This is a genomic window from Trichocoleus sp. FACHB-46, assembly GCF_014695385.1.
In the GTDB taxonomy this organism is placed as follows: domain Bacteria; phylum Cyanobacteriota; class Cyanobacteriia; order FACHB-46; family FACHB-46; genus Trichocoleus.
The window spans coordinates 182449-203070 of record NZ_JACJOD010000007.1 but is presented as its reverse complement, the minus strand read 5'-3'; the positions used below and the strand labels follow the sequence as shown (position 1 = coordinate 203070).

Here is a 20622-nt window from a genome sequence, read left to right as displayed (position 1 = left end):
GCTACAAAAGCTTTGTTTTCACATGATCGTTTCGAGCGCTCTTGTCGGAAAGTTAGCCCAGCGATCGCAAGCACCTCACCAAATCCTGTTTGCCCACGACGTAGACACCCGCAATCGGGTTCTGCTCAACTTCAACCCTGGCTTGAGAGAAAGCTACAACTGGGGTGACAAAAGTTAAGCGCTTCAACTTTTTCATCGCAACAGCTTGGCGCTTGGCTTGGTTCAAGAAATCCTTTTCAAAGGGATATTGCGATCGCCCATACTGCCGATAGAGCTGCTTACCGTCACTCCGCACCTCGCCCCGATGGGATTTGACATCAATGGTGTAAGCTCGACCTTTTGGGGACAGCAGAAATACATCTACATCCCCAACCGAGCGATCGCGAACGCCATATTCCATTTGCCAGCCTTCGCTCTGGAGAGGTGCGAGAACTGTGGCGATCGCTTCTTCTCCCGCCGCGCCTTGGTCAGCTCGATTGGCTTTGCTCCATAAACGTTGGGCTTGGAAGTAGCTGAAACCTGCTGGAACTAAGCAAATCAAATAGACCCAACCAGGCAGTGAAAGCACGATGGTTGGGAAGAAAAACTGGAGGAGCCACGGTAGCACCCAGGGTAGCAATATCCATAAGCCAGCGATCGCAGACCCCAACACTGCTTTCGTGCGGCGTTGTCTAGCCATCACCCGCACATTTTGTCCTGCCCGTGGCACTGGTGACTCTCTTCGTTAGTTCTGGAATTTACTCAGGCTATTTAGTGTTAGGGCACAATTAACACGGGGCAGGGAGCAAGGTTGATTACCCGATTGGTGACGCTGTCGGCGGCTCCCTCCTCGGTGAGACCTAGACCTCGGCAACCCATAATAATTAGGTCAGCATCCAGTTCATCTGCGACATCACAGATGGTGAAAGCTGGTTTTCCTTCTCGTTCGATCAGTTCAGTATTAATACCTTGATCTGAAAAGAGGTTTCTAGCGGTTTTTAGCAATTCCGCGATCGCTTCTGGGGATGCCATTTCAGCACTTGGCACTTCTTCTCCTGGCTCTGGTGTTTCAACTACAGACACGATCACTAAACGGCTGTGATGAAACTTGACAAGCTCTGCCACAGTATCGGCAGCTTGACGCGATTCACGGCTTTGGTCAATGGGAAACAGAACAGTTTTAAACATAAGCGCAACTCCGGACACAGACCTAGGTAAAATGTGGACGACGCATAGTACGAATCCAACGAACAGATTCAGGTTGATCCGTTCAGGCTTTCTAGCGTGTTAAGTAGAAATACCTGAAACAGGTCACGGCTTGTTTTAATCTAATTAATAGGTACAAAGGCTCATTCAGGAGATTTTTCTGTGTCCAAAAAAACTGTAGCAAATTTATCGTCGTCCGATTTAGCTGGCAAGCGGGTTCTAGTCCGCGCGGACTTCAACGTACCCCTCGATGACCAAGGTAATATCACAGACGATACTCGCATCCGGGCCGCTCTGCCAACCATCCAAGAGTTGACCTCGAAGGGAGCCAAGGTAATTTTGTGCAGCCACTTTGGACGGCCCAAAGGCGTAGACGACAGCCTCCGTCTGACTCCTGTGGCTAAGCGTCTCTCCGAGTTGCTAGGTAAAACCGTGGTCAAGACCGACGACTGCATCGGCGACGAAGCTGCGGCTAAAGTTGGTGCTTTGCAAAACGGTGATGTCCTGTTGCTAGAGAACGTCCGCTTCTACAAGGAAGAGGAAAAGAATGATCCTGAATTTGCCAAAAAGCTAGCTTCTCTAGCCGACCTGTACGTGAATGACGCTTTTGGTACCGCTCACCGGGCGCATGCTTCCACGGAAGGTGTGACCCACTACCTCAAGCCTTCCGTCGCTGGCATCCTAATTGAGAAAGAACTTAAGTACCTGCAAAACGCGATCGAAAATCCCCAACGTCCTTTGGCGGCGATCGTCGGTGGCTCCAAAGTTTCGAGCAAAATCGGTGTGATTGAAACCCTGCTTGATAAGGTAGACAAGCTGTTCATCGGCGGCGGCATGATCTTCACCTTCTACAAAGCTCGTGGTCTGAGCGTCGGTAAGTCTCTAGTCGAAGAAGACAAGCTAGACCTCGCTCGTGCCCTGGAAGCGAAAGCCAAAGAGAAGGGAGTTGAGCTGTTGCTGCCTACCGATGTTGTGGTAGCTGACAACTTCGCGGCTGATGCCAACGCCCAAACCGTTAGCATTGAGAATATCCCCGATGGCTGGATGGGTCTGGATATTGGTCCCGACTCGATCAAAGTTTTCCAAGACGCGCTGGCTCAGTGCAAGAGCGTGATCTGGAACGGGCCAATGGGTGTGTTTGAGTTCGATAAATTTGCTCAGGGCACTGAAGCGATCGCCCATACCTTAGCAGGTTTGACCAAGCAAGGCGTAACCACCATCATCGGCGGTGGCGACTCTGTGGCTGCGGTAGAGAAAGTCGGTGTAGCAGATCAAATGAGCCACATTTCTACGGGTGGTGGTGCCAGCCTAGAATTGCTCGAAGGTAAAGAGCTTCCTGGTATTGCCGCACTCGATGAAGCGTAAAGCGCAATTCCCATCATCTTAATGGCACCTTAATGGCGTTCTTAGCATAGGACAGGCTTCGGTCTGTCCTTTATTTTGTGCGATCGCATTTGTGCCACTAGCGCCCATAAAAAACTGGCAGCTCCAAGGTTGTAGTCAGGAGTGCCAGCCTAGCGTGCATGGATTGATGTGAACTCTCTTTACAGTGTGGCCCACTCACTCAGCAGCAACATCCTCCAGTCAGGTGGTTTGCTTAGCCTCCTGCAAGATTGGCTGAAGTAGGCTGGATATTATTGCGCTCTTCTCGAAATAATCTGAGCGCGTAAGCAGCGGCTGGCATGGCTTGTAACTCTGCAACTCGCACTGCCATCTTCGGAGGTAATTCCTCAAATTCAAGCAGTGGGACGCCATACTCTTTCGGCATTAAGACAGGAGCCGCGAGAGCTGCAAAGGTTAAATCAGCAGCCGTGAAAGTATTGCCAACCAGATAACGACGACCATCCGATAGCCGCTGGCTGACCATTTCAAAAATATTCCTAGTTTCGCTGAAAGCTGTTGTTTCTGACTCAGCGTTGACATCTAGCGCCTGCGTGATCAACTGGCGAGTCAGGGGAAACAAGGTACGGGATAAGCGCTGCTCTAAGGTAGGCGTACCTTCACACCACATTTTCAGCGTCAGCTCTCTTTGGGGCAGCAAGTGGAAGTAAACCCAGCATCGTAGAGACACTCCCAATCGGGTGTCAAATAATTCCTCCAGCTCCTCAACCTCTCGTCGCAAATCTGGGTCGCTAGGATATAGCTTGTGTTCGGAGGCAAACACGTGATCCGAGTACTGCAAAATTCTGGTTGAGTCAGCCACAACTTCTGTCTGCGTGACTAAGACCGGAACTTGGGCTCCAGCTCCTAACTGCCAGGTAGCAAGGCGACTAAATAAGGGAGCATGAGCTTCTTCCACGTAATCTACCTGAAGCCGATCTAGAGCCCACCGAGCTTTCTCGCAATAATGGCTCACTGGAATCGTAACCAGCCGGAGGGTAGGGCCTTCAAGAGATGGGTTCATGTGATTGATACCTGATGCCAACGTCAGCCGCCTATAACCTAGCTGGTTTCAGCCATAACTGCTATTAGTTCTGTCCAAAGGTGATCGCGGCAGGAAAAATACCGTTCTATCTAAAACTATGCGAGTGGTGATTCAGCGAGTTAAATCTTCTCAAGTTACGGTTGCAGGTCAAGTGATCGGCAAGATTGGCCGAGGATTGAATCTTTTAGTCGGGATTTCTAGCACCGACACGGAAACCGAACTCGATTGGATGGCCCGGAAATGCCTGGAGCTGAGATTATTCCCTGACTCGGAAAGTGGCAATGGCCGCTTTGAGCAATCGGTGCAAGAAATCGGGGGTGAGTTATTAGTGGTCAGCCAGTTCACGCTGTATGGAGACTGCCGCAAAGGCCGCCGCCCATCCTTTGACCAAGCAGCTGCCCCCGCGATCGCCGAACAACTCTATGAGCAATTTGTCGCTAAGCTCCGCCAAAGTGGCCTCAAGGTGGAAACCGGAAAATTTGGAGCCATGATGGAAGTCGCGATCGAGAATGATGGTCCCGTGACGATTTTATTGGAACGGGAGGCTACTTGAATGGCATGTGGGCGGTAAATTAGAGCGGTGCGTTACAACGCACCCTATAGGATTGCGCCTGCGACCATGCCTGCCAGCAAGATAAATCCTAACCAGACGTTTTGGCGGAACATTTGGCCGTAGGTGGCTGGGGGGAGATGGTTTTGGCGGAGGCGGATTGATTGCCAAGTCCAACCTGCTACTGCGATCGCCCAAGTGAGCCAAAAGCTGAAGTGCAGTTGCATCTCTAAGCCCAGCCAAGCCAGCAGTAGAGCTGTGCCGATGTAGAACAGACCGATTGCGGAGGCAGTTCTAGGGCCAAAAAATAAGGCACTGGAGTTGACTCCAATGCGGCGATCGTCTTCGCGATCGGGCATGGCGTAAACGGTATCGAAGCCTAGTGTCCAAAGGACGGTGGCTCCCCATAGCAGCCAGGCAGGGAATTCTAAGCGTCCCGTGACGGCGCTCCAGCTAATTAGCACCGCGAAACCCCAGGCGATCGAGAGAACCAGTTGGGGGACCGGGAACACCCGCTTGGCCGAGGGATATAACAGGATGACTGGAACGGCTGCAACGCAGAGCCAAAAACTCAAAGGGTTGAGGTACAGGGCTAAGCCCCAGGCACAAAGCAAGGAAACCAGTAGCACCACGAATCCCGTTTTAACGGAGAGGGCACGGGAAGCTAGGGGACGGTTGCGGGTGCGCTGCACTTTGGGGTCAATATTGCGGTCCCAGAGATCATTCACCACACAGCCAGCTGCACTGGTCGCCAAACTGCCTAAGATGATCACGCCGACTAGGAGAAGTGGGGGTGTACCCCGTGCCGCCAGAAACACCGCCCACAACGCCGGAAGCATGAGGATCAAGCGTCCTTCTGGTTTATCCCACCGCAAAAGCCGAATCACAGTTAGCCAGGTGGGTTCAGGTCGTTGCTCAGGCTGGGTCAGCATGGGTTGAGGGGTAAAACTTGTTACAATTCCTAATCTTTTAGAATATCGCTGTTCTAGGTGCAGCAATTCGCTTTTATTAGCGAAAAACTGACGCGATCGCCTACTTCAACTCTTAAACCAAGGAAAAACATCAGAGGGCAACGTGCCGCGATAAGATCAGGGCGATCGCAGATTCAGCGTAAAAGGCAGAGGCAGTTCGGTGAGCGTTCCCATCTCGGCTGAGCAAGACCGCATTCTTGCGGCCATCGATATTGGCACTAATTCTATTCACATGGTCGTGGTCCGGGTTCAGCCCACTTTGCCCGCCTTTAGCATCATGGCTCGCGAGAAAGACACGGCTCGGCTGGGCGATCGCGACCCTGAAACGGGAGACTTAACCCCTGCGGCAATGGGACGGGCGATCGCGGCGTTGAAGCGGTGCAAAGACATTGCCACTTCGCTCAATGCCGAACAAATTATTGCAGTGGCGACCAGTGCCGTGCGGGAAGCGCCCAACGGCAAAGAATTTGTCAAACAAGTGGAAGCGGAAGTTGGCATCATCGTCAACTTAGTTTCTGGGCAGGAAGAAGCTCGACGCATCTACTTAGGCGTGCTGTCGGGGATGGAGTTTGATAACAAACCCCATGTAATTATTGACATTGGTGGCGGTTCTACCGAGCTAATTTTGGGTGACGGGCACGAACCACGCACGCTCAGCAGCACCAAAATTGGAGCCGTTCGCCTGACGGCAGAATATGTCAGCACTGACCCGATTAGCAATGCTGAGTTTCAATATCTGCAAGCCTACATTCGTGGCATGATCGAGCGTCCGGTAGGGGAGTTACGCGCTCACCTCAAGCCTGGAGAAGTGCCGCGTTTAGTTGGCACCTCTGGCACTGCGGAAACGGTAGCGATGCTGCATGCCCGCGAAAAGCTCGGCATCATTCCCGATCCATTAAACGGGTATCAAGTCCCGCTGGCCGATCTGCGAGAAATTGTGGCGCGGCTGCGGCGGCTCAGCTTTGCAGAACGGCTGACACTACCGGGAATGTCCGAGCGTCGAGCTGAAATTATTCTGGCTGGAGCCTTGATTTTGCAAGAAACAATGGCTTTCTTGGAAATTGATGCTTTCACTATCTGCGAGCGGGCTTTGCGCGAAGGCGTGGTCGTCGATTGGATGCTGACCCACGGGCTGATCGAAGATCGGTTGCGCTACCAAAGTTCGGTACGGCAGCGGAGTGTGAAGCGGGTAGCGCGCAAGTACCAGGTAAATCTGGACTATAGCCAACGCATCGCGGCCTTTGCCACCAGCTTATTTGACCAAACTCAAGGTTGGTTGCATTTGTGGGGTGAGGAAGAAAAAGAACTGCTGTGGGCCGCTGCCATCTTGCACAACTGCGGCCACCACGTGAACCATGCCTCCCATCATAAGCACTCTTACTACTTAATCCGCAACGGCGATTTACTCGGCTATACCGAAATTGAAGTGGAAACGATCGCGAACCTAGCTCGCTACCACCGCAAAAACACGCCGAAAAAGAAACACGAAACCTATCGCAATCTCACCAGCAAAAAACATCGGCGGGTTGTAGAACAATTGAGTCCTCTATTGCGCCTAGCGGTCGCCCTCGATCGCCGTCAGCTTGGAGCAGTGCAACAGATCCGCTGTGAGTATCGGGCTGAGGCGAAAGAATTGTATCTCTGGCTCCAACCGACTCAACCTACCGATGACTGTGCTTTGGAATTATGGAGCGTGGATTACAAGAAGGGTGCCTTTGAGTCAGAGTTTGGCATTAAGTTAATCGCCAAGCTGGAATCGGCTCCGGTTCAAGTTCCTTAGCGATCGCCCTGCTCTTTGTCAACTCGTACTGAGTCAAAAATTTTACTAAATCTATTTAAACATACTCAGTCATCCTCGTTCTGCTAGGGCATGCTAAGACATAGCCGTTAGGACTCAGCAGGATTTGTATGCAAGGCCCCAATCAGCCGCTAAATCAGAGTTGCTGTTGCTACATCCATTGCTGTAGAGACGATTCCAGAGACCAAGCGGACCTGCAAGCGATCGCTGGGACAAAACAAGCTCAACCGGACGGCGATCGCACTCATACAGAAACAGAAACAGCTTTACGAGAAAGCGAACAACGGTATCGCCAACTGGTAGAGCTTTGTCCTGACGCTATTTTTATTCAGCGTGGTGGCAAATTTGTGTTTCTTAATCCAGCCGCTGTCCAGTTCTATGGCGGCACCTGCGCTGAAGATTTAATCGGCACTTTTGTATTAGAGCGTGTTCATCCCGACTACCAAGCTTTAGTTCGAGCTCGGATGCAGCAGCTCCAACAAAGTGAGATTCCTGCGCCCCTAATGGAGCAAAAACTTTGCCGCTTGGATGGCACAGTAGTGGATGCTGAGGTCACGGCTATTCCACTGACCTACCAAGGTGAACCTGCAACTCAAGTGGTGCTGCGAGATATTACAGAACGCCGAAGAGTCGAAGCTGCCCTCAGGGAGAGTGAAGCTCAGCTCAAGCTAGACATCCTTGAGCGGCAACAGACCGAAGAGCTACTGCGACAGCAAAACCAGAGAGAGCGGTTAATTGCCAGCGTTACCCAGCAAATTCGCCAATCTCTGCATCTCGATACCATCCTCAGCACCACAGTTGACAATATTCGCCACTGCTTAGAGAGCGATCGCGTCACCATCTACCGTTTGGATGGTAGCAGTCAAGGGCGATTTGTAGCTGAATCTGTAAATCCAGAGTGGCCTTCGCTACTACGCACTACCATGCGCCAAGCCTGGTTGAAACACTATCTCGATCAATATCAACAAGGATTGGTTTCTGTCTTCGTAGATGTGCAACAGGCAGAGTTTTCACCGGGAATGAAGCGGTTTTTGCAGCGTTACCAAGTGCAAGCGGGTCTAGCAGTGCCAATTTTGCAAGGGCAAAAGCTCTGGGGATTGCTCATGGTGCATCAGTGCCGCACCTCCCGTGATTGGCAAGCCCACGAAATCGATTTGCTGCAACAGTTGGCAGCCCAAGTCGCGATCGCCATTCAACAATCGGAATTGTTTCAGCAGGTGCAGCAGTTGAATGCTGTATTGGAAGATCAAGTCCAGGAACGGACCGCTCAGCTTGCCCAAGCCCTCAACTTTGAAGCGCGGTTGAAGCGAATTACCGATAAGGTGCGCGACAGCCTAGACGAAGACCACATCCTCACCACCGCAGTACAGGAATTGGCCTTGGGTCTAGAGGTGCGTTGTTGTGATACTGGAATCTACAATGCTGCCCACACGACTTCTACGATTACTCATGAATATAGTGATAGCTTGTCAGCCGTTGGTCAAACTATAGAGATGACTGCTAGACCAGACATTTACCAGCGGCTTTTGCAAGGCCAGCATCTGCAATTTTGTATCTGCGATGGCTTGCTCATTCGATCGATCCAAAATTCCTCAATGATTCTGGCTTGCCCCATCGTTGATGACCAAGGCGTACTGGGAGATCTCTGGCTCTTTCGCCCCAACACCGACACGTTTAGTGAGCTGGAAATTCGTCTGGTGCAGCAGGTCGCTAATCAATGTGCGATCGCGATTCGGCAGGCGCGACTCTATCAAGCAGCTCAAGCGCAAGTTGCCGAGCTAGAGAAATTGAATCGGCTCAAAGATGATTTTCTCAGCACCGTTTCTCATGAATTGCGAACCCCAATGTCTAGCATCAAAATGGCGACTCAAATGCTAGAAATGAGTTGGGACAAGGCAGGGAAACTCGTTTCTGATCCGTCCGATCGCACCTCACGATACTTTCAAGTTCTCAATGACGAATGCGATCGCGAAATTAAACTGATCAACGATCTGCTCGACTTAACTCGCTTAGATGCCGAAACAGAACCACTCCTCTTCACTGCCATTAACCCTCATTGCTGGATTCCCAGCGTAGTCGAGCCATTTTTAGAGCAGGCGCGCCAGCAAGAACAACAGTTGCAAGTGCAGTTGCCTGCGGAATTGCCAACTTTGCACACCGATCTCGACATTTTGGAGCGCATCCTGACTGAGCTGCTCAGCAATGCCTGTAAGTATACGCCTCGGCAAGCGGCGATCGCAGTGACAGCCCAGGCTAACTCAGAATTCTTTTGGCTCAGTGTGCAAAACTCTGGCGTGGAAATTGCCGTCGTAGAATTGGAGCATGTCTTTGATAAGTTCTACCGCATCCCCAACCATGACCCTTGGAAGCATGGTGGCACAGGCTTAGGACTAGCTCTCGTGAAGAAACTAGTAGAGCATTTGAGCGGCACCATCCAAGCCACGAGTCAGGCGAATCAGGTCAGCTTTACGGTACAACTGCCGATCGTACCTCCCGTTTTAACTGAAGGGCCGTAATCCCTACTCTGTCTTGCCTAAGCGTCGTTGCAGTTGCTTGAAAGCTTGATACATCTCTGGCAACCGCTTGTAGATCGCTGAAGCTTTCAAATAGATTTTGTTGTCTACGGCTGGACTGCCCGACACGATCGCCCCTGGCTCCACATCCCCATGAATGCCAGATTGCGCCGTCGCGATCGCCCCATCCCCCACCGTAGATTGGTTGGCAACTCCCACTTGGCCCGCCAAGATGACGCGATTGCCAATCTTGACTCCGCCTGCCATGCCTACTTGAGCTGCCATCGCGCACGCTTCTCCCACGTTACAACCGTGAGCGATATGCACCATATTATCGAGCTTGGTATTGCGGCCAATCCGGGTTTCCCCGACAGCAGGACGGTCAATTGTGGAGTTGCAACCTACCTCTACCCCATCCTCTAGCACTGTGTAACCCGACTGCTCCATCTTGTACCAACCTTCTTTGGTCGGAACAAATCCAAAGCCTTCTGAACCGATCGCTGCGCCAGAGTGAATTACACAATCATTGCCAATGCGGGTGCGCTCATGAATCACACAGTTGGCATGGAGTGTGGTGCGATCGCCAATCTGCACTTCTGGATAAACCACTACATTCGGATGAATGCACACATCATCGCCAACCTTTGCACCTGCCTGAATCACTACATGCGGCCCAATGTAAGCGTTCTGTCCCACCTGAACCGACGGATGAATCACAGCGGTAGGATGAATTTCGGAAGTAGGGCGAAAGGGTTGGTAGAACAAGGCGATCGCTTGAGCAAACACCAATCGCGGTTGGGATGTGGCAATCCAGGCAATGCCACGCTCGGTCGCCTGCGCTTGCAAAGTCTCGTTGGGAGGCAAAATCAAAGCACTCGCCGCTGTTTTACCTACTTCAGCCGCAAACTTGTCGCCCTCAATGTAACTGAGCTGACCAGCCACCGCTTCCTCTACTGCCGCAACGCCTTGCAGCTCTGGGTCGCAGGTAGGGTTGCTGGTCAAGCTATTACCAGTCGCAACAGCACTGAGGGGTTGAATAATTTGACTAAACTTCATCGCAAACAGGCAACAAGAGGTGGCGTAACGCATGGTAAGCCGTAATTGAGGCGATCGGCAACTTTTGCAACAAGACTCATACAAGCCAAAACACCTAAAACCCCTCTAGCTGCAGTCTAGAAGGGTTTTAGGTGTTTAACCTAGGTTATTAACGATCGCTTAAAGCAAACTGATTTTGTTATTGAGCAAAGACAACAACATCTCCGCCACTCAACACCTCAATTGCCACCACATCATTAATGGCAACATCATTATTGTTCAATACGTTCTTGATAACTTCGTTGTTGTTAAGTGACCGACGCAGAACATCAATCTCTACGTTATTACGATTTAGCGCGTTGTTAAGTGCTTCAACATTATTGCCGTTAAGCACATCTTCAACATTCACAACCCGCACATTTTCAACAGTTAGGTTGTTCAAAGCTTCCAAATTGGTAATTTGAACTGCAATGTTATTCAGAGCAGAAATGAGATTGCCAACAGTTGCTTGTGTGGCTGTCTGGGCGCTTGCGGGCTCTTGCATGAGAGTAACTGCGGGAACGCCTAGCATGAGGATGCCAGCACTCAGCATAGAAGCCAATCGTACTTGTTTGTTCTGCATATGGAACCTCCTAAGGTTTTTTGCCTAAACTAGAAGTTTACGCAGTCAACTGAGCAAAACACTGCCTGTAGGGTCAAGCTTAGGAGCTGAACTCTACTTGTAGCGTTTTGGTGTTGAAGCACGCAACTGTCAACTACGTTACAGTTTGATTTTTTTAGCCACGTCTGTCATATGAGTTACTTTTTTCTATCCAGATAAATACGCCTTTGGTCTGAAGGATAAACAGTTCCCCAAATTGGAAAAAACTTTAGGACAGATGCAGAAGGAAGCTTTGGTCGTTAAGATTTAGGGTCATGTGTATCTAGCGCCGTGAGTCTATAAGCCTTCAAACGCAGAGGGATAAATTACTTTGCCTGCGTATCCCTGTCGTTTGGGTTGCAGGAATGTCACCATAAAGAACTCCGCCGAAACTGGAAAAGGAGATTCAATTCCATAGGCTACAGATGGCTCAAAGCCAAAGCGGCTATAGAACGGAGGATGTCCTAGAACGATCGCGATCGCCTCTCCTCGCTCCTCCGCTTTCGCCATTCCTGCCTGAACTAAAGCACTGCCAATTCCCTGGCGTTGATATTGTGGATGTACCGCTAAAGGAGCTAAACCTAAAACAGGCAGTGTTTCCGCACCTACCAAGTCGATGTAGCTAAAAAGGATATGTCCGACGACTACTCCCTCTTTTTCTGCCACTAAAGCCAGTTCAGGGATATAGCGATCGGACAATCGAATCTTTTCTACTAGGCGGGCTTCATCTCCCTGCTCAAACGCTGCAAGTAAGAGGTCTGCGATCGCCGGATAATCTTTGGGGGTTTCAACTCGGATCTGCATCGATAGACATCAAGATTGACGTTCTAGAAATGCTGCACATTCCACATGAGCCGTTTGCGGGAAGAAGTCGGCAGGTTGAGCTTTGACCAAGCGATAATTGCCTTCCTGACAGAGGATCTTCAGGTCACGGGCTTGAGTGGCGGGTTTGCAGCTCACATACACAATCCGCTGAGGCTGGATTTGCAGCAACGTCTCCAACACCGCGCGATCGCAACCTTTACGAGGTGGATCGAGCAGCACCACATCCGGTTGCACAGACAGCGTGCGTAACACCTGTTCTACTGGACCCGCTTGAAACGCCACATTTGTGATGCCATTCAGTTCTGCATTCAGTTGGGCTTGCGCGATCGCTTCCGGTTGCAGTTCCAGCCCGATCGCCTGCTTCACCCGTTTTGCCAGGGGTAACGTGAATGTTCCCACCCCGCAATAGGCATCGATCAAAGTTTCATGGCCTTGCAAATCTAATTGGCTAATCACTTTTCGTAACAGCGCTTCTGCTTGCTCGGTATAGACCTGAAAGAAAGTCGTGGCATGGATTTGAAACTGCAAACCACCAAACTTCTCATTCAAGTAAGACTGGCCCGCAATGCAGCGCGTTTCATCCCCGAAGATTGCGTTGGTTTTGTGTGAGTTGATATTGAGGGAGACACCGACTAGCTCAGGGTAGCGATTCAACCAGTCCTGTGCTTGGTCCTCTAAACCGGATAAGTTGGCATCCTTTGCCACCAAAATTAGTAAAATTTCCCCAGTGCGGCGACCAATCCGCAATCCCAAATGGCGAACCTTACCCCGGTGCTGCTTTTCGTCATAAATGCCCCAACCCCGCTGATAAATATCTTGTTTAACTTCGGCTAGTAAAGGATTCAAACGAGCATCTTGAATCGGGCACTGATTTAAATTAACCAGATGATGACTGCCTTTTTGGTAGTAGCCTGCTTGCACCTGCCCTGCCTGCGATCGCCCCAAAGGATACGTCGCTTTGTTGCGGTAAGCCAAATCTGCTTCCGCGCCTAAAATTGGCTCCACAGGTGGCTCACTAAACCCACCAATCCTTTCTAAGGCTTGAATCACTTGGTTGCGTTTGGCTTTGAGCTGATAGGCATAGTCAATATGCTGCCATTGGCAACCGCCACATTTATCCGCCACAATGCAACGAGGCCGAATGCGGTTGGGCGATGCTTCGATGATCTGCATCAACTTGCCTTGAGCATATTGCGGCTTCACCAGTACTAAGCGCACTGAGACGCGATCGCCAGGAACGGTATCGGGCACAAATACCACTCGCTCCCTGAAGCGACCCACACCTTCCCCGCCATCGGTTAGGTCATGAATTTCAATTTCTACCAACTCCCCTTGCCGCCATTGTTCGGTCGTAGGATCAGTGGCATGGTTTGCAGGTGTGGTTCGGGGAGTAGACACAATACTTTCCTTAATAAGTCAAATCACTGCAATCGCAGCAACCTTTCTATTTTGACGTGTAGAAACCCCGTTGCGTGCAACCCACGTGAATTGTAAAAATGCAGAATTGCGATCGCGAATCCAGAATTACCATAGGCATTACTCATTGGGCCTAAACTCATCGTTTAGAGCCTGCTCTAATGAGTAAGGACAAGCTTCAGGAAAGGTTTCATAGGGAAGTTCTGTTTCTCGGACAGCTAAATCTATTCCCGATTGGTAGGCTAATTGCAAAGCTTCGCTTAGATAAGCCTTGATACTAGGATTTTCTTGAAGTAGGGTTGCAACTTCGCGACGCTGTTCTCGAACGGTGGCTAGCCAGCTATTGCTTCGCTTTTCAGGTTGGAACTGCCATTTCAATAGATGTCCTAACAGAACTGTTAAACGATTTCTTAGTTCGCGTCGTTCCTGCCTGCCCAACGTTTCAATTTCCTCAATCAAATTCGCCACGTCAACCAGGTCCCACTGCTGCGCCCTCAGCAGTTTGGCTTGCTCTTGAGTCCAAGCATAGAAATCGGCTTCGTAGAGTGTGTTTATAGTCTTTGGGTCGGCTTCTAACACTCGTTAATCTCTCCTACTCTTAGGCTCGTACCAGAGGTGGCATATTTAATTAGTGTAGCGATCGCCCCTCTTGCAGACTCATGGCTTATATTGCTCACTTAGACCTAAGCGGCTCTTCTGCACTGTAGAAGCATTAAATTTTACAAAACTTTTTACTTTCTCATAAAGCTACAAGTTAGGCTCTTCATGGCAGAGCCTATCCCTTACATTGGGAGACTCCTTGCTTTATTTGCGTCCCCAAGAGTCGCTAAACTACGAAGTGATACCTAAGTACCGCAACAATTATGAGTGTAGTTAGCCAAGTCATTCTTCAAGCAGACGACGAACTCCGCTACCCCAGCTCTGGTGAACTCAGAAACATCAGCGAATTTCTCAAGACTGGTGCCCAGCGGATGCGTATTGCTGCCGCTCTCGCTGAGAATGAGAAAAAAATTGTGCAAGAAGCCAGCAAGCAACTGTGGCAGAAGCGCCCCGACTTCATCTCTCCAGGTGGTAACGCTTACGGCGATCGCCAACGTGCTCTGTGCCTACGTGACTTCGGGTGGTATCTGCGCCTTGTCACCTACGGTGTGCTAAATGGCGACAAAGAACCTATCGAAAAAATTGGCTTGATCGGCGTGCGGGAAATGTATAACTCCCTAGGTGTTCCCGTTCCTGGCATGGTGGAATCCATCCGGTGCTTAAAGCGGGCATCTTTAGCGCTGCTCAGTGAAGAAGACGCTGTGGAAGCGACTCCTTACTTCGATTACTTGATTCAAGCCATGTCCTGAGCATTGAACTCCGTTTTCAGTATCAGCACAGTTGTGAATCTAACGTTTTTTGTGAATTTTAGTACGCGCTTAGTTTGATTCTCAGTTGGCAAATTGGCTTCCCCGCAGTTGGTGGAAGTTTCTGGCTTATACAGTCGGAAATTTCGACGAACTGTGGGGAAATTTTCATTTTCACAACAGTCTTGCAGAAGGGGAGAGTCTAGATGCAACTCGGCAAAGTGGTCAAATCCAATTCCCACTGCGACTACGTGGTGCAACTCAATGACGAAATGGGCGTGCAAGCGCCACCCAGTCCCGAAGACTATGGCTTTGGTTGCTTTGTCAAGCTCGAAACCGAGAAACGTCACTGGGCTGTCGGGTTAATCTATAACTCGCAACTCTTCAACCCCAACTTCCTCAATTCAGGGCCACGGCTTTCGAGCGAACCCGATCCGATCTTCACTCCCGATCTAATTAATGAAACGCGCGTTCTCCTAGGCACTGTCTTGATCGGCACGATGGAGCGGCAAGACGACGGGCTTTATGGACAGCATGGCATCCCCAGCATTGTGGTTCCAGTCAATACTCCCGTCTACAAAATGACTGAGAGTGAAATTCATTGCTTTCACCTTAGCCAAGAGGGCCGACCACAATTTCGGTACTACAGCCATCTTTTGCGGGCGGGTGGTGCGTTTGCTTCCCAACTAACCCATCAGGTCTTAGAAGCTTTGATCAAAAGTGATTTCTTTACGGGACCAGACCAACGGGCACTGCAAATTCTTTGTAAGGAGTTGTCCTGGAAAAATACGATGGGTGCGATTCGCTAACCATTCATCAATTCCAAAGCAATAAAAAACCGACAGCTTCCAATGGATTCTGTCGGCCAGTCGTGTGTTCCCTGTTGATGACTCGGCTAGAGTTGAGTCATTCATAAGTATGTATGTTGTGGGTTGAAACAAGCGCGATCAAGATCATCTAAACTTGTGATCTTCATCACAGATTAGTTGGCCCAAAATTGATCCAGCAATTTTTACGCTGAGCTAACTTCAAAACTGTTTGTTTTTAGGCTTCGGCTATGATGAAATGCAGTCTTGCAGCTTCTATAAAGCTTGCTCTAGAAGCATTAGGTGCACTATTTGTACTTGCATAGGTAGGGTATGTTGCCTTGGTTTGACTGAATTTGGTATTTCTCAGATCGGTAGTTAGCACTTGCGTTAATGTATTGATTGCTACATTTAACTTTAAAAATAATCTATCGAGAAATTGGATTGAATGCGAGCGCTCACTCATCGCGGAAATAGCGACTAATCAATGAGTTGGGTCTAAATTAAGCTGTGTCAGCAGGGCCATGATATTGCAACCGACGTAACCAATCACGAGGGGAGATTGCTCTTTTAGAAGTGGCAAAATTTGCTGCAAGACGGATGGGAGAGCTGCACCATAAATACGCCACAATTCTTCTCGTAGCTGGCTCAAAATGCGATCGCCTTTAATATCGTCTGTACCAGGGCGCATCAGCCAATGGGTTCTCAGCAGTTTGAACCCACGAACATCATGGCTCTGCAAGACCTGTTCAACTTCCTGGGTTGCTTGGGCAATCAACGCTTCTGTAACCAATTTCATGATTAGCGGCTGTAGGGTAAAGGCAGGTTCGTTGGTACTAAACCATTTTTCTAGAAGCGATCGCCGTTCTAGATTTGCCAAGGCTTCTAACACCAGAGACAGGTCAGGGGAATGCAGGAGATGAGTTTGCAGGCGACAGAAGGAGATCGGTTCCTGCCAAATTGCCAGCCAGTAGACAAGTTCTCGCTCTAGGTCCGAAAGCTGATCGAGTTGCTGATTGAGGACATCTCTCAGGCGATCGCCTAGAACTAAGGTCTTTTGGTTGAGGAAGGCTGCGATGCTGCCTCCCAAAATAAATTGAATCAGGGGGGTCACTAGTTTGAGGGCGAGAGGATTGCCATTATAAAGGCGGCTTAGGGCTAACAGCTCCATTTGATTGCCCGTGATGCCACCTGCTTTTAATAGCTCTATGGCTTCCGCTTGCAGCAGACCTTGCAAAGTCATAGAGCGCACTGATGCTCTATTTCGGGCCACTTCTTCCAGCTCTGACAAACGTTCTCGGCTAGTCAGCAGAATACAGCTTTGATGAGTTGCAGGTAGGAGATAGGTGAGGAGAAACAGGGTATATGTGTTCTCCTGCTTCAAGACAGTTTCTAGCCCATCGAGAATAAGTAGACAGCGATGTTGCTGGAGATGCTGGATGAGTTGGTGGACCCGCTGCTGAAAGGTTTGGGGGATAGCTGGATCGAACGGCTGAAGGATACTGTCTAGCAGGTGGTGAAAAGAAGGCGCAGATCGCAGCGATCGCCAGAGCACAAAACTAAACTCTGTTTGAACTCGTTCTGTCAAAGCTAGAGCTAGAGCCGTTTTACCAATACCTCCCAGACCTGCGATCGCCACTATTTCACAGCGATCGCTCAGAATCCATTGCTCTAACTGTTGGAGTTCTGGCTCTCGTCCGTAAAAGGCTTCGACATCGGGGGCTTCATCAAGGTCTAGGTGAGGAGTGAGGAGTGAAGAATGAGGAGGTCGAGAAGATAGTTCTAGAGGTTCGGCGATCGCTTCCCAGTCGCTAATTCCTACAGCTTGACAGAGCGCAATAAAGATATCTGGTTGAATGCGATCGCCTTGCCAAAAACGGCGGAGGGTGGCTCTAGAAGTATTGGCGTCTTGCCACCAACGAGCTGTGCTCGTTTTAGTCCAACCACGACGCTGCCGTGCCCGATCTACGATCGCCAATCCTTCACTTGATGCCCGTAGCGACTTCGCCATATATCCATCTCCGTGAGAAAAAATGCTCGCAGCTTTGCTGCTGGTCTGAGTGCCTCTAGTCTTGCAAAGTCTCCATCCTCCTCAACCTGCTGCCAAAATGCCTCTTCATCCTCTGCTGTTCCCAGGACAACCCAAGGGTGACCAAATCGTGTTTCTGCCACCCATAAATCTAGATAGAATTTGCTATGTTCTTGGCGCAGCTCCTCCCCAATCGGAGTATTTTGCAATTCTCCTATCAGAGTGGCTACATGGAATTCAGTGCATTCATTAGCTAGCTGCTCTGCTCTATATACTTCGATTAAAGCCTCTCTAATTCGGTCTGCAACCTCAACTACATAGTTATACTCACCTGCATCAGCATTACTAAACGCTGCCTGATCTACTTTCAGCAGGAGGTAATGGCTACAGTTCGCATCCTCTTGGGCTAACCGATACAGGCTAAATATCTCAAGCGAGATTCCCATCTATCGCAATTACTGGATGACGCATAGGTAATAAAGCCACATATCAGAATTGGAACGCAGTTCATCTTCACGGGTTATTTGCAACCCAGTCTTCCATGAATAGACTTTAACCTCGCTAAAGTTTGGTGCCAACTGCTGAATTTGTGCTTCGGGTCTGATGTAATAAGTCTTTAATCGAAAGTTATGGGACTCATCGCTGACAATGACATGGCTGGACGCTTTTAACTGTTCCAGCGTGAATGAACGATTGATCAGACGCAGAATGGTGAACATCACCAGATTGACATAGGTGGTAATTGGGTTGAGACTCAGGTGTTTTCTTAAGTCGAATTCTCGTTCTAGTCCCTGAAGATTGTGGCTGGAGAAGAAGAAATATCCTCCAGGTTTGCCAACTCGACGAATTTCTTGGAAAACCTTTAAGCGATCGCTGTGAGAAACAAAATCAATTCCGTTAAAACTAAACAGAATAAAGTCGAAAGAGTTATCTTCAAATCGGCTTAAATCTCTAGCATCCCCTACTTCCAATCTGAGGTCGGGAGAAGCTGCAAATCGTTTTTGGCAAGCCGCCACCATTTCAGCGGAGTAATCGATGCCAACATATTCTGCGACTACCGGAGCAAAGTGCTGAGTTGTGCGCCCACCGCCGACACCAAGATCAAGCATTTTCATACTCGACCAGCGATCGCGAAAAAGCTCCAGAATTTTTTCTTCAGCAGGTTGTAGCAGCTTTAACTGGGCATAGTGTTGCACCACGCTAAAGGCTGCGTAGGTTTTCTGATTAATGCCGTCCATCTTCTCTAATTGGCAATACCGTGCGATCGCAGCATCTGAGCTAAAAAATCCTTCACTAGAATATCGGGTTTTTGTCCTTAGCCAGAGCGTTGACGATGGATTCTAGCCCGATTGAGCCAATAGCCTTTGCGATCGCCCGCCGCCCCTTTAGCCAAAGTTATACTGAGAGCATTCCCTTGATTCTCTACGGATGGCTGTGTTTACAATCAGTCTGGAGCCAGTAATTCACATTACGGATGAGCAGTTTTATGAGCTGTGTCAGGCAAATCCGGATGTGAAGCTTGAGCGGAGTATGGCTGGAGAACTGATTGTTATGGCACCCACGGGAGGAGAAACGGGCAGTTATAACTCGGAAATCAATGCTGATTTTGTGATCTGGAATCGGCAAACTCGGCTAGGTAAGGTTTTCGATTCTTCCACTTGTTTCAAATTGCCTCAAGGTGGAGATCGATCGCCAGATGTTGCTTGGGTAGTGCTAGAGCGGTGGAATGCTCTATGCCCGGAACAACAGCGCAAGTTTCCACCCATTGCGCCAGATTTTGTCCTGGAATTGCTCTCTCCTACGGATAGCCTAGAGAAAACTCAAGCCAAGATGCAGGAGTACATGCAAAGTGGTGTGAGATTGGGTTGGCTGATTGACAGGGACAATCGTAGGGTTGAAATCTACCGGCTAGGTCAGCCAGGGGAAGTTTTGGTAGCACCCAATCAACTCTCTGGAGAAGATGTTTTACCTGGATTTGTACTGGATTTAGAAACAGTTTGGTAACAGGCGATCGCCTCATTACCTGCGGTTTCACTGGCTCGATGGAGTAACTATCGCTACTCATCAACAGGTAAACTCTGTTCAAATACAACTGAGTTGTTAGCTATCATTCATACCTTCGATTTTCTTTAACAAGCTACGAAGAATATCAGGAGAATTTAATCGCTCTGCAATCTCTATTGTCGCTTGCAACGAATCGAAATCACTGTACTGGTTCAACAGATTTATCTTAGTCTCACACGGTAGACGAGATTTGAATATAGCCCATTGAATCGTAGAAGAACTGTCTTTAGCTGCGGCTTTTGGTAAATCTTTTTCAATTAGTATTGCAATCAAATCAGATCGTCTATCTGATAGCTCACTTTTGGATAAAACTTGCTCTGCCCAATTTTTGATTTGAGGATGTGGGCATGGGTACAGCAATAGCCGATTGACAATATGTGTTGACTCTGATTGGTTGCCAATCAACCAATCAATTGCTTCACCACTAAGTTTTTTATCTTTAATAATAGAACTTACACACCATTGAACATCTTCTCTATGAGAGAAGACAAAGTGTTTGTATACTTCAAATAGTTTAGCAACTGTTCTTTCTGACAGTTCATTGTCTTCGGGAATATTCTTAACTAGGCTTCGCAAAACCTTAAGACAATCAAGCGTCCTAAATCTCTGTGTTTTCCGAATTGCTGCCAGAATTATGTCTGTTATGCATTCAACAGCTTTATCACTACTTTTGACTTTCTTGAGTGTATGCCTGTATTGATAGATATCTCTTACGCTTTTAATTACATTGATCAAATTTTTAGTCTCATATTTAAGTAGATGCCATTTCAAATTATTAATTGCCCAAACTATATCTTGAGATATTTCTACTTTAGTATTTCTTGTTCGGCTGCTGATTATAGCCACTTTGCCTCCAAAATCTTTGTCTAGCCAACTTCTCAAGACAGCTGATCAGGCAACTTAAGAAGCTATTTGAAAAGTATTTAGATATTCTCCATTCTCTCCCCGAATCCTCCAATACTAGGTAGCCTTAAACAGATCTTTCCAATATGGGAGGACTAGGGGAGTTGTGCCAGTAA

The 20622-nt window shown here is 49.0% G+C and carries 21 protein-coding genes; 8 read left to right on the top strand and 13 right to left on the bottom strand.

Annotated features, from left to right (window positions below; all coding sequences use genetic code 11):
- Positions 1-52: 52 nt before the first annotated feature.
- Both H6F72_RS04735 and H6F72_RS04730 read right to left on the bottom strand, forming a co-directional pair.
- Positions 53-709, bottom strand: a complete 657-nt coding sequence (locus H6F72_RS04735) for a nuclease-related domain-containing protein (RefSeq protein WP_190432315.1) — start codon at positions 707-709, stop codon at positions 53-55.
- Positions 710-756: 47 nt separating this feature from the next.
- The gene (locus tag H6F72_RS04730) at positions 757-1167 is read right to left on the bottom strand and encodes a universal stress protein (protein ID WP_190432313.1); all 411 of its coding nucleotides are present in this window, start codon (positions 1165-1167) and stop codon (positions 757-759) included.
- Positions 1168-1347: 180 nt separating this feature from the next.
- Between H6F72_RS04730 and pgk the strand changes: the two genes are divergently transcribed.
- Entirely contained in the window at positions 1348-2550 is a 1203-nt protein-coding gene (gene pgk / locus H6F72_RS04725) for a phosphoglycerate kinase (protein WP_190432311.1), read from the top strand.
- Between the two features lie 232 nt (positions 2551-2782).
- Here the strand turns inward: pgk and H6F72_RS04720 are convergent, their stop codons facing one another.
- Positions 2783-3589, bottom strand: a complete 807-nt coding sequence (locus tag H6F72_RS04720; protein ID WP_190432309.1) for a glutathione S-transferase family protein — start codon at positions 3587-3589, stop codon at positions 2783-2785.
- Between the two features lie 118 nt (positions 3590-3707).
- Between H6F72_RS04720 and dtd the strand changes: the two genes are divergently transcribed.
- Complete coding sequence (gene dtd, locus H6F72_RS04715; protein ID WP_190432308.1) at positions 3708-4163, top strand: D-aminoacyl-tRNA deacylase; 456 nt, start codon at positions 3708-3710, stop codon at positions 4161-4163.
- 44 nt (positions 4164-4207) lie between these two features.
- Here the strand turns inward: dtd and H6F72_RS04710 are convergent, their stop codons facing one another.
- Entirely contained in the window at positions 4208-5092 is an 885-nt protein-coding gene (locus H6F72_RS04710; RefSeq protein WP_190432306.1) for a 4-hydroxybenzoate solanesyltransferase, read from the bottom strand.
- A 199-nt stretch (positions 5093-5291) separates the two neighbouring features.
- Here H6F72_RS04710 and H6F72_RS04705 point away from each other — a divergent pair, with 199 nt between their 5' ends.
- Positions 5292-6911 carry an HD domain-containing protein gene (locus tag H6F72_RS04705; protein WP_370527444.1) on the top strand — a complete coding sequence of 540 codons (1620 nt, stop codon included), beginning with the start codon at positions 5292-5294 and terminating at the stop codon, positions 6909-6911.
- A gap of 128 nt (positions 6912-7039) precedes the next feature.
- Positions 7040-9445, top strand: coding sequence for a GAF domain-containing protein (locus H6F72_RS04700; RefSeq protein WP_190432304.1), 2406 nt, complete (start codon positions 7040-7042; stop codon positions 9443-9445).
- Between the two features lie 3 nt (positions 9446-9448).
- On the opposite strand, the gene lpxD is transcribed toward H6F72_RS04700, so the two are convergent.
- The 5 genes from lpxD to H6F72_RS04675 form a co-directional block, all read right to left on the bottom strand.
- Positions 9449-10531, bottom strand: coding sequence for a UDP-3-O-(3-hydroxymyristoyl)glucosamine N-acyltransferase (gene lpxD / locus H6F72_RS04695; protein WP_370527443.1), 1083 nt, complete (start codon positions 10529-10531; stop codon positions 9449-9451).
- 145 nt (positions 10532-10676) lie between these two features.
- The gene (locus tag H6F72_RS04690) at positions 10677-11099 is read right to left on the bottom strand and encodes a hypothetical protein (protein ID WP_190432302.1); all 423 of its coding nucleotides are present in this window, start codon (positions 11097-11099) and stop codon (positions 10677-10679) included.
- Between the two features lie 315 nt (positions 11100-11414).
- Positions 11415-11921 carry a GNAT family N-acetyltransferase gene (locus H6F72_RS04685; protein WP_190432301.1) on the bottom strand — a complete coding sequence of 169 codons (507 nt, stop codon included), beginning with the start codon at positions 11919-11921 and terminating at the stop codon, positions 11415-11417.
- A 9-nt stretch (positions 11922-11930) separates the two neighbouring features.
- Positions 11931-13340 (bottom strand): 23S rRNA (uracil(1939)-C(5))-methyltransferase RlmD, encoded by a 1410-nt coding sequence (gene rlmD, locus H6F72_RS04680; protein WP_190432300.1) that lies wholly within the window; start codon positions 13338-13340, stop codon positions 11931-11933.
- 138 nt (positions 13341-13478) lie between these two features.
- Entirely contained in the window at positions 13479-13937 is a 459-nt protein-coding gene (locus H6F72_RS04675; protein ID WP_370527442.1) for a DUF29 domain-containing protein, read from the bottom strand.
- Between the two features lie 284 nt (positions 13938-14221).
- Here H6F72_RS04675 and H6F72_RS04670 point away from each other — a divergent pair, with 284 nt between their 5' ends.
- A complete protein-coding gene (locus H6F72_RS04670; RefSeq protein WP_190432299.1) occupies positions 14222-14707 on the top strand; it encodes an allophycocyanin subunit alpha-B in 486 nt (161 codons plus the stop codon).
- Between the two features lie 203 nt (positions 14708-14910).
- Positions 14911-15513 (top strand): hypothetical protein, encoded by a 603-nt coding sequence (locus tag H6F72_RS04665; protein WP_190432298.1) that lies wholly within the window; start codon positions 14911-14913, stop codon positions 15511-15513.
- Between the two features lie 481 nt (positions 15514-15994).
- Here the strand turns inward: H6F72_RS04665 and H6F72_RS04660 are convergent, their stop codons facing one another.
- Genes H6F72_RS04660 through H6F72_RS04650 form a run of 3 tightly spaced genes read right to left on the bottom strand, consistent with a single transcriptional unit; the run spans position 15995 to position 18777 of the window.
- Positions 15995-17521 (bottom strand): ATP-binding protein, encoded by a 1527-nt coding sequence (locus H6F72_RS04660; protein WP_190432297.1) that lies wholly within the window; start codon positions 17519-17521, stop codon positions 15995-15997.
- Positions 17476-17985, bottom strand: coding sequence for a hypothetical protein (locus tag H6F72_RS04655; protein WP_190432295.1), 510 nt, complete (start codon positions 17983-17985; stop codon positions 17476-17478). The genes H6F72_RS04660 and H6F72_RS04655 overlap by 46 nt, the downstream gene beginning before the upstream one ends.
- Positions 17986-17994: 9 nt before the next feature.
- Positions 17995-18777: a class I SAM-dependent methyltransferase gene (locus H6F72_RS04650; protein WP_190432293.1), complete on the bottom strand. Its 783-nt coding sequence runs from the start codon at positions 18775-18777 to the stop codon at positions 17995-17997.
- Between the two features lie 95 nt (positions 18778-18872).
- Here H6F72_RS04650 and H6F72_RS30695 point away from each other — a divergent pair, with 95 nt between their 5' ends.
- Both H6F72_RS30695 and H6F72_RS04645 read left to right on the top strand, forming a co-directional pair.
- Positions 18873-19001 carry a hypothetical protein gene (locus H6F72_RS30695; protein WP_255527288.1) on the top strand — a complete coding sequence of 43 codons (129 nt, stop codon included), beginning with the start codon at positions 18873-18875 and terminating at the stop codon, positions 18999-19001.
- Complete coding sequence (locus H6F72_RS04645; protein WP_190432291.1) at positions 18968-19543, top strand: Uma2 family endonuclease; 576 nt, start codon at positions 18968-18970, stop codon at positions 19541-19543. The genes H6F72_RS30695 and H6F72_RS04645 overlap by 34 nt, the downstream gene beginning before the upstream one ends.
- A 96-nt stretch (positions 19544-19639) precedes the next feature.
- Here H6F72_RS04645 and H6F72_RS04640 read toward each other — a convergent pair whose 3' ends face one another.
- On the bottom strand, positions 19640-20485 hold the full coding sequence (locus tag H6F72_RS04640; RefSeq protein WP_190432289.1) for a hypothetical protein: 846 nt from the start codon (positions 20483-20485) through the stop codon (positions 19640-19642).
- Between the last annotated feature and the right edge of the window lie 137 nt (positions 20486-20622).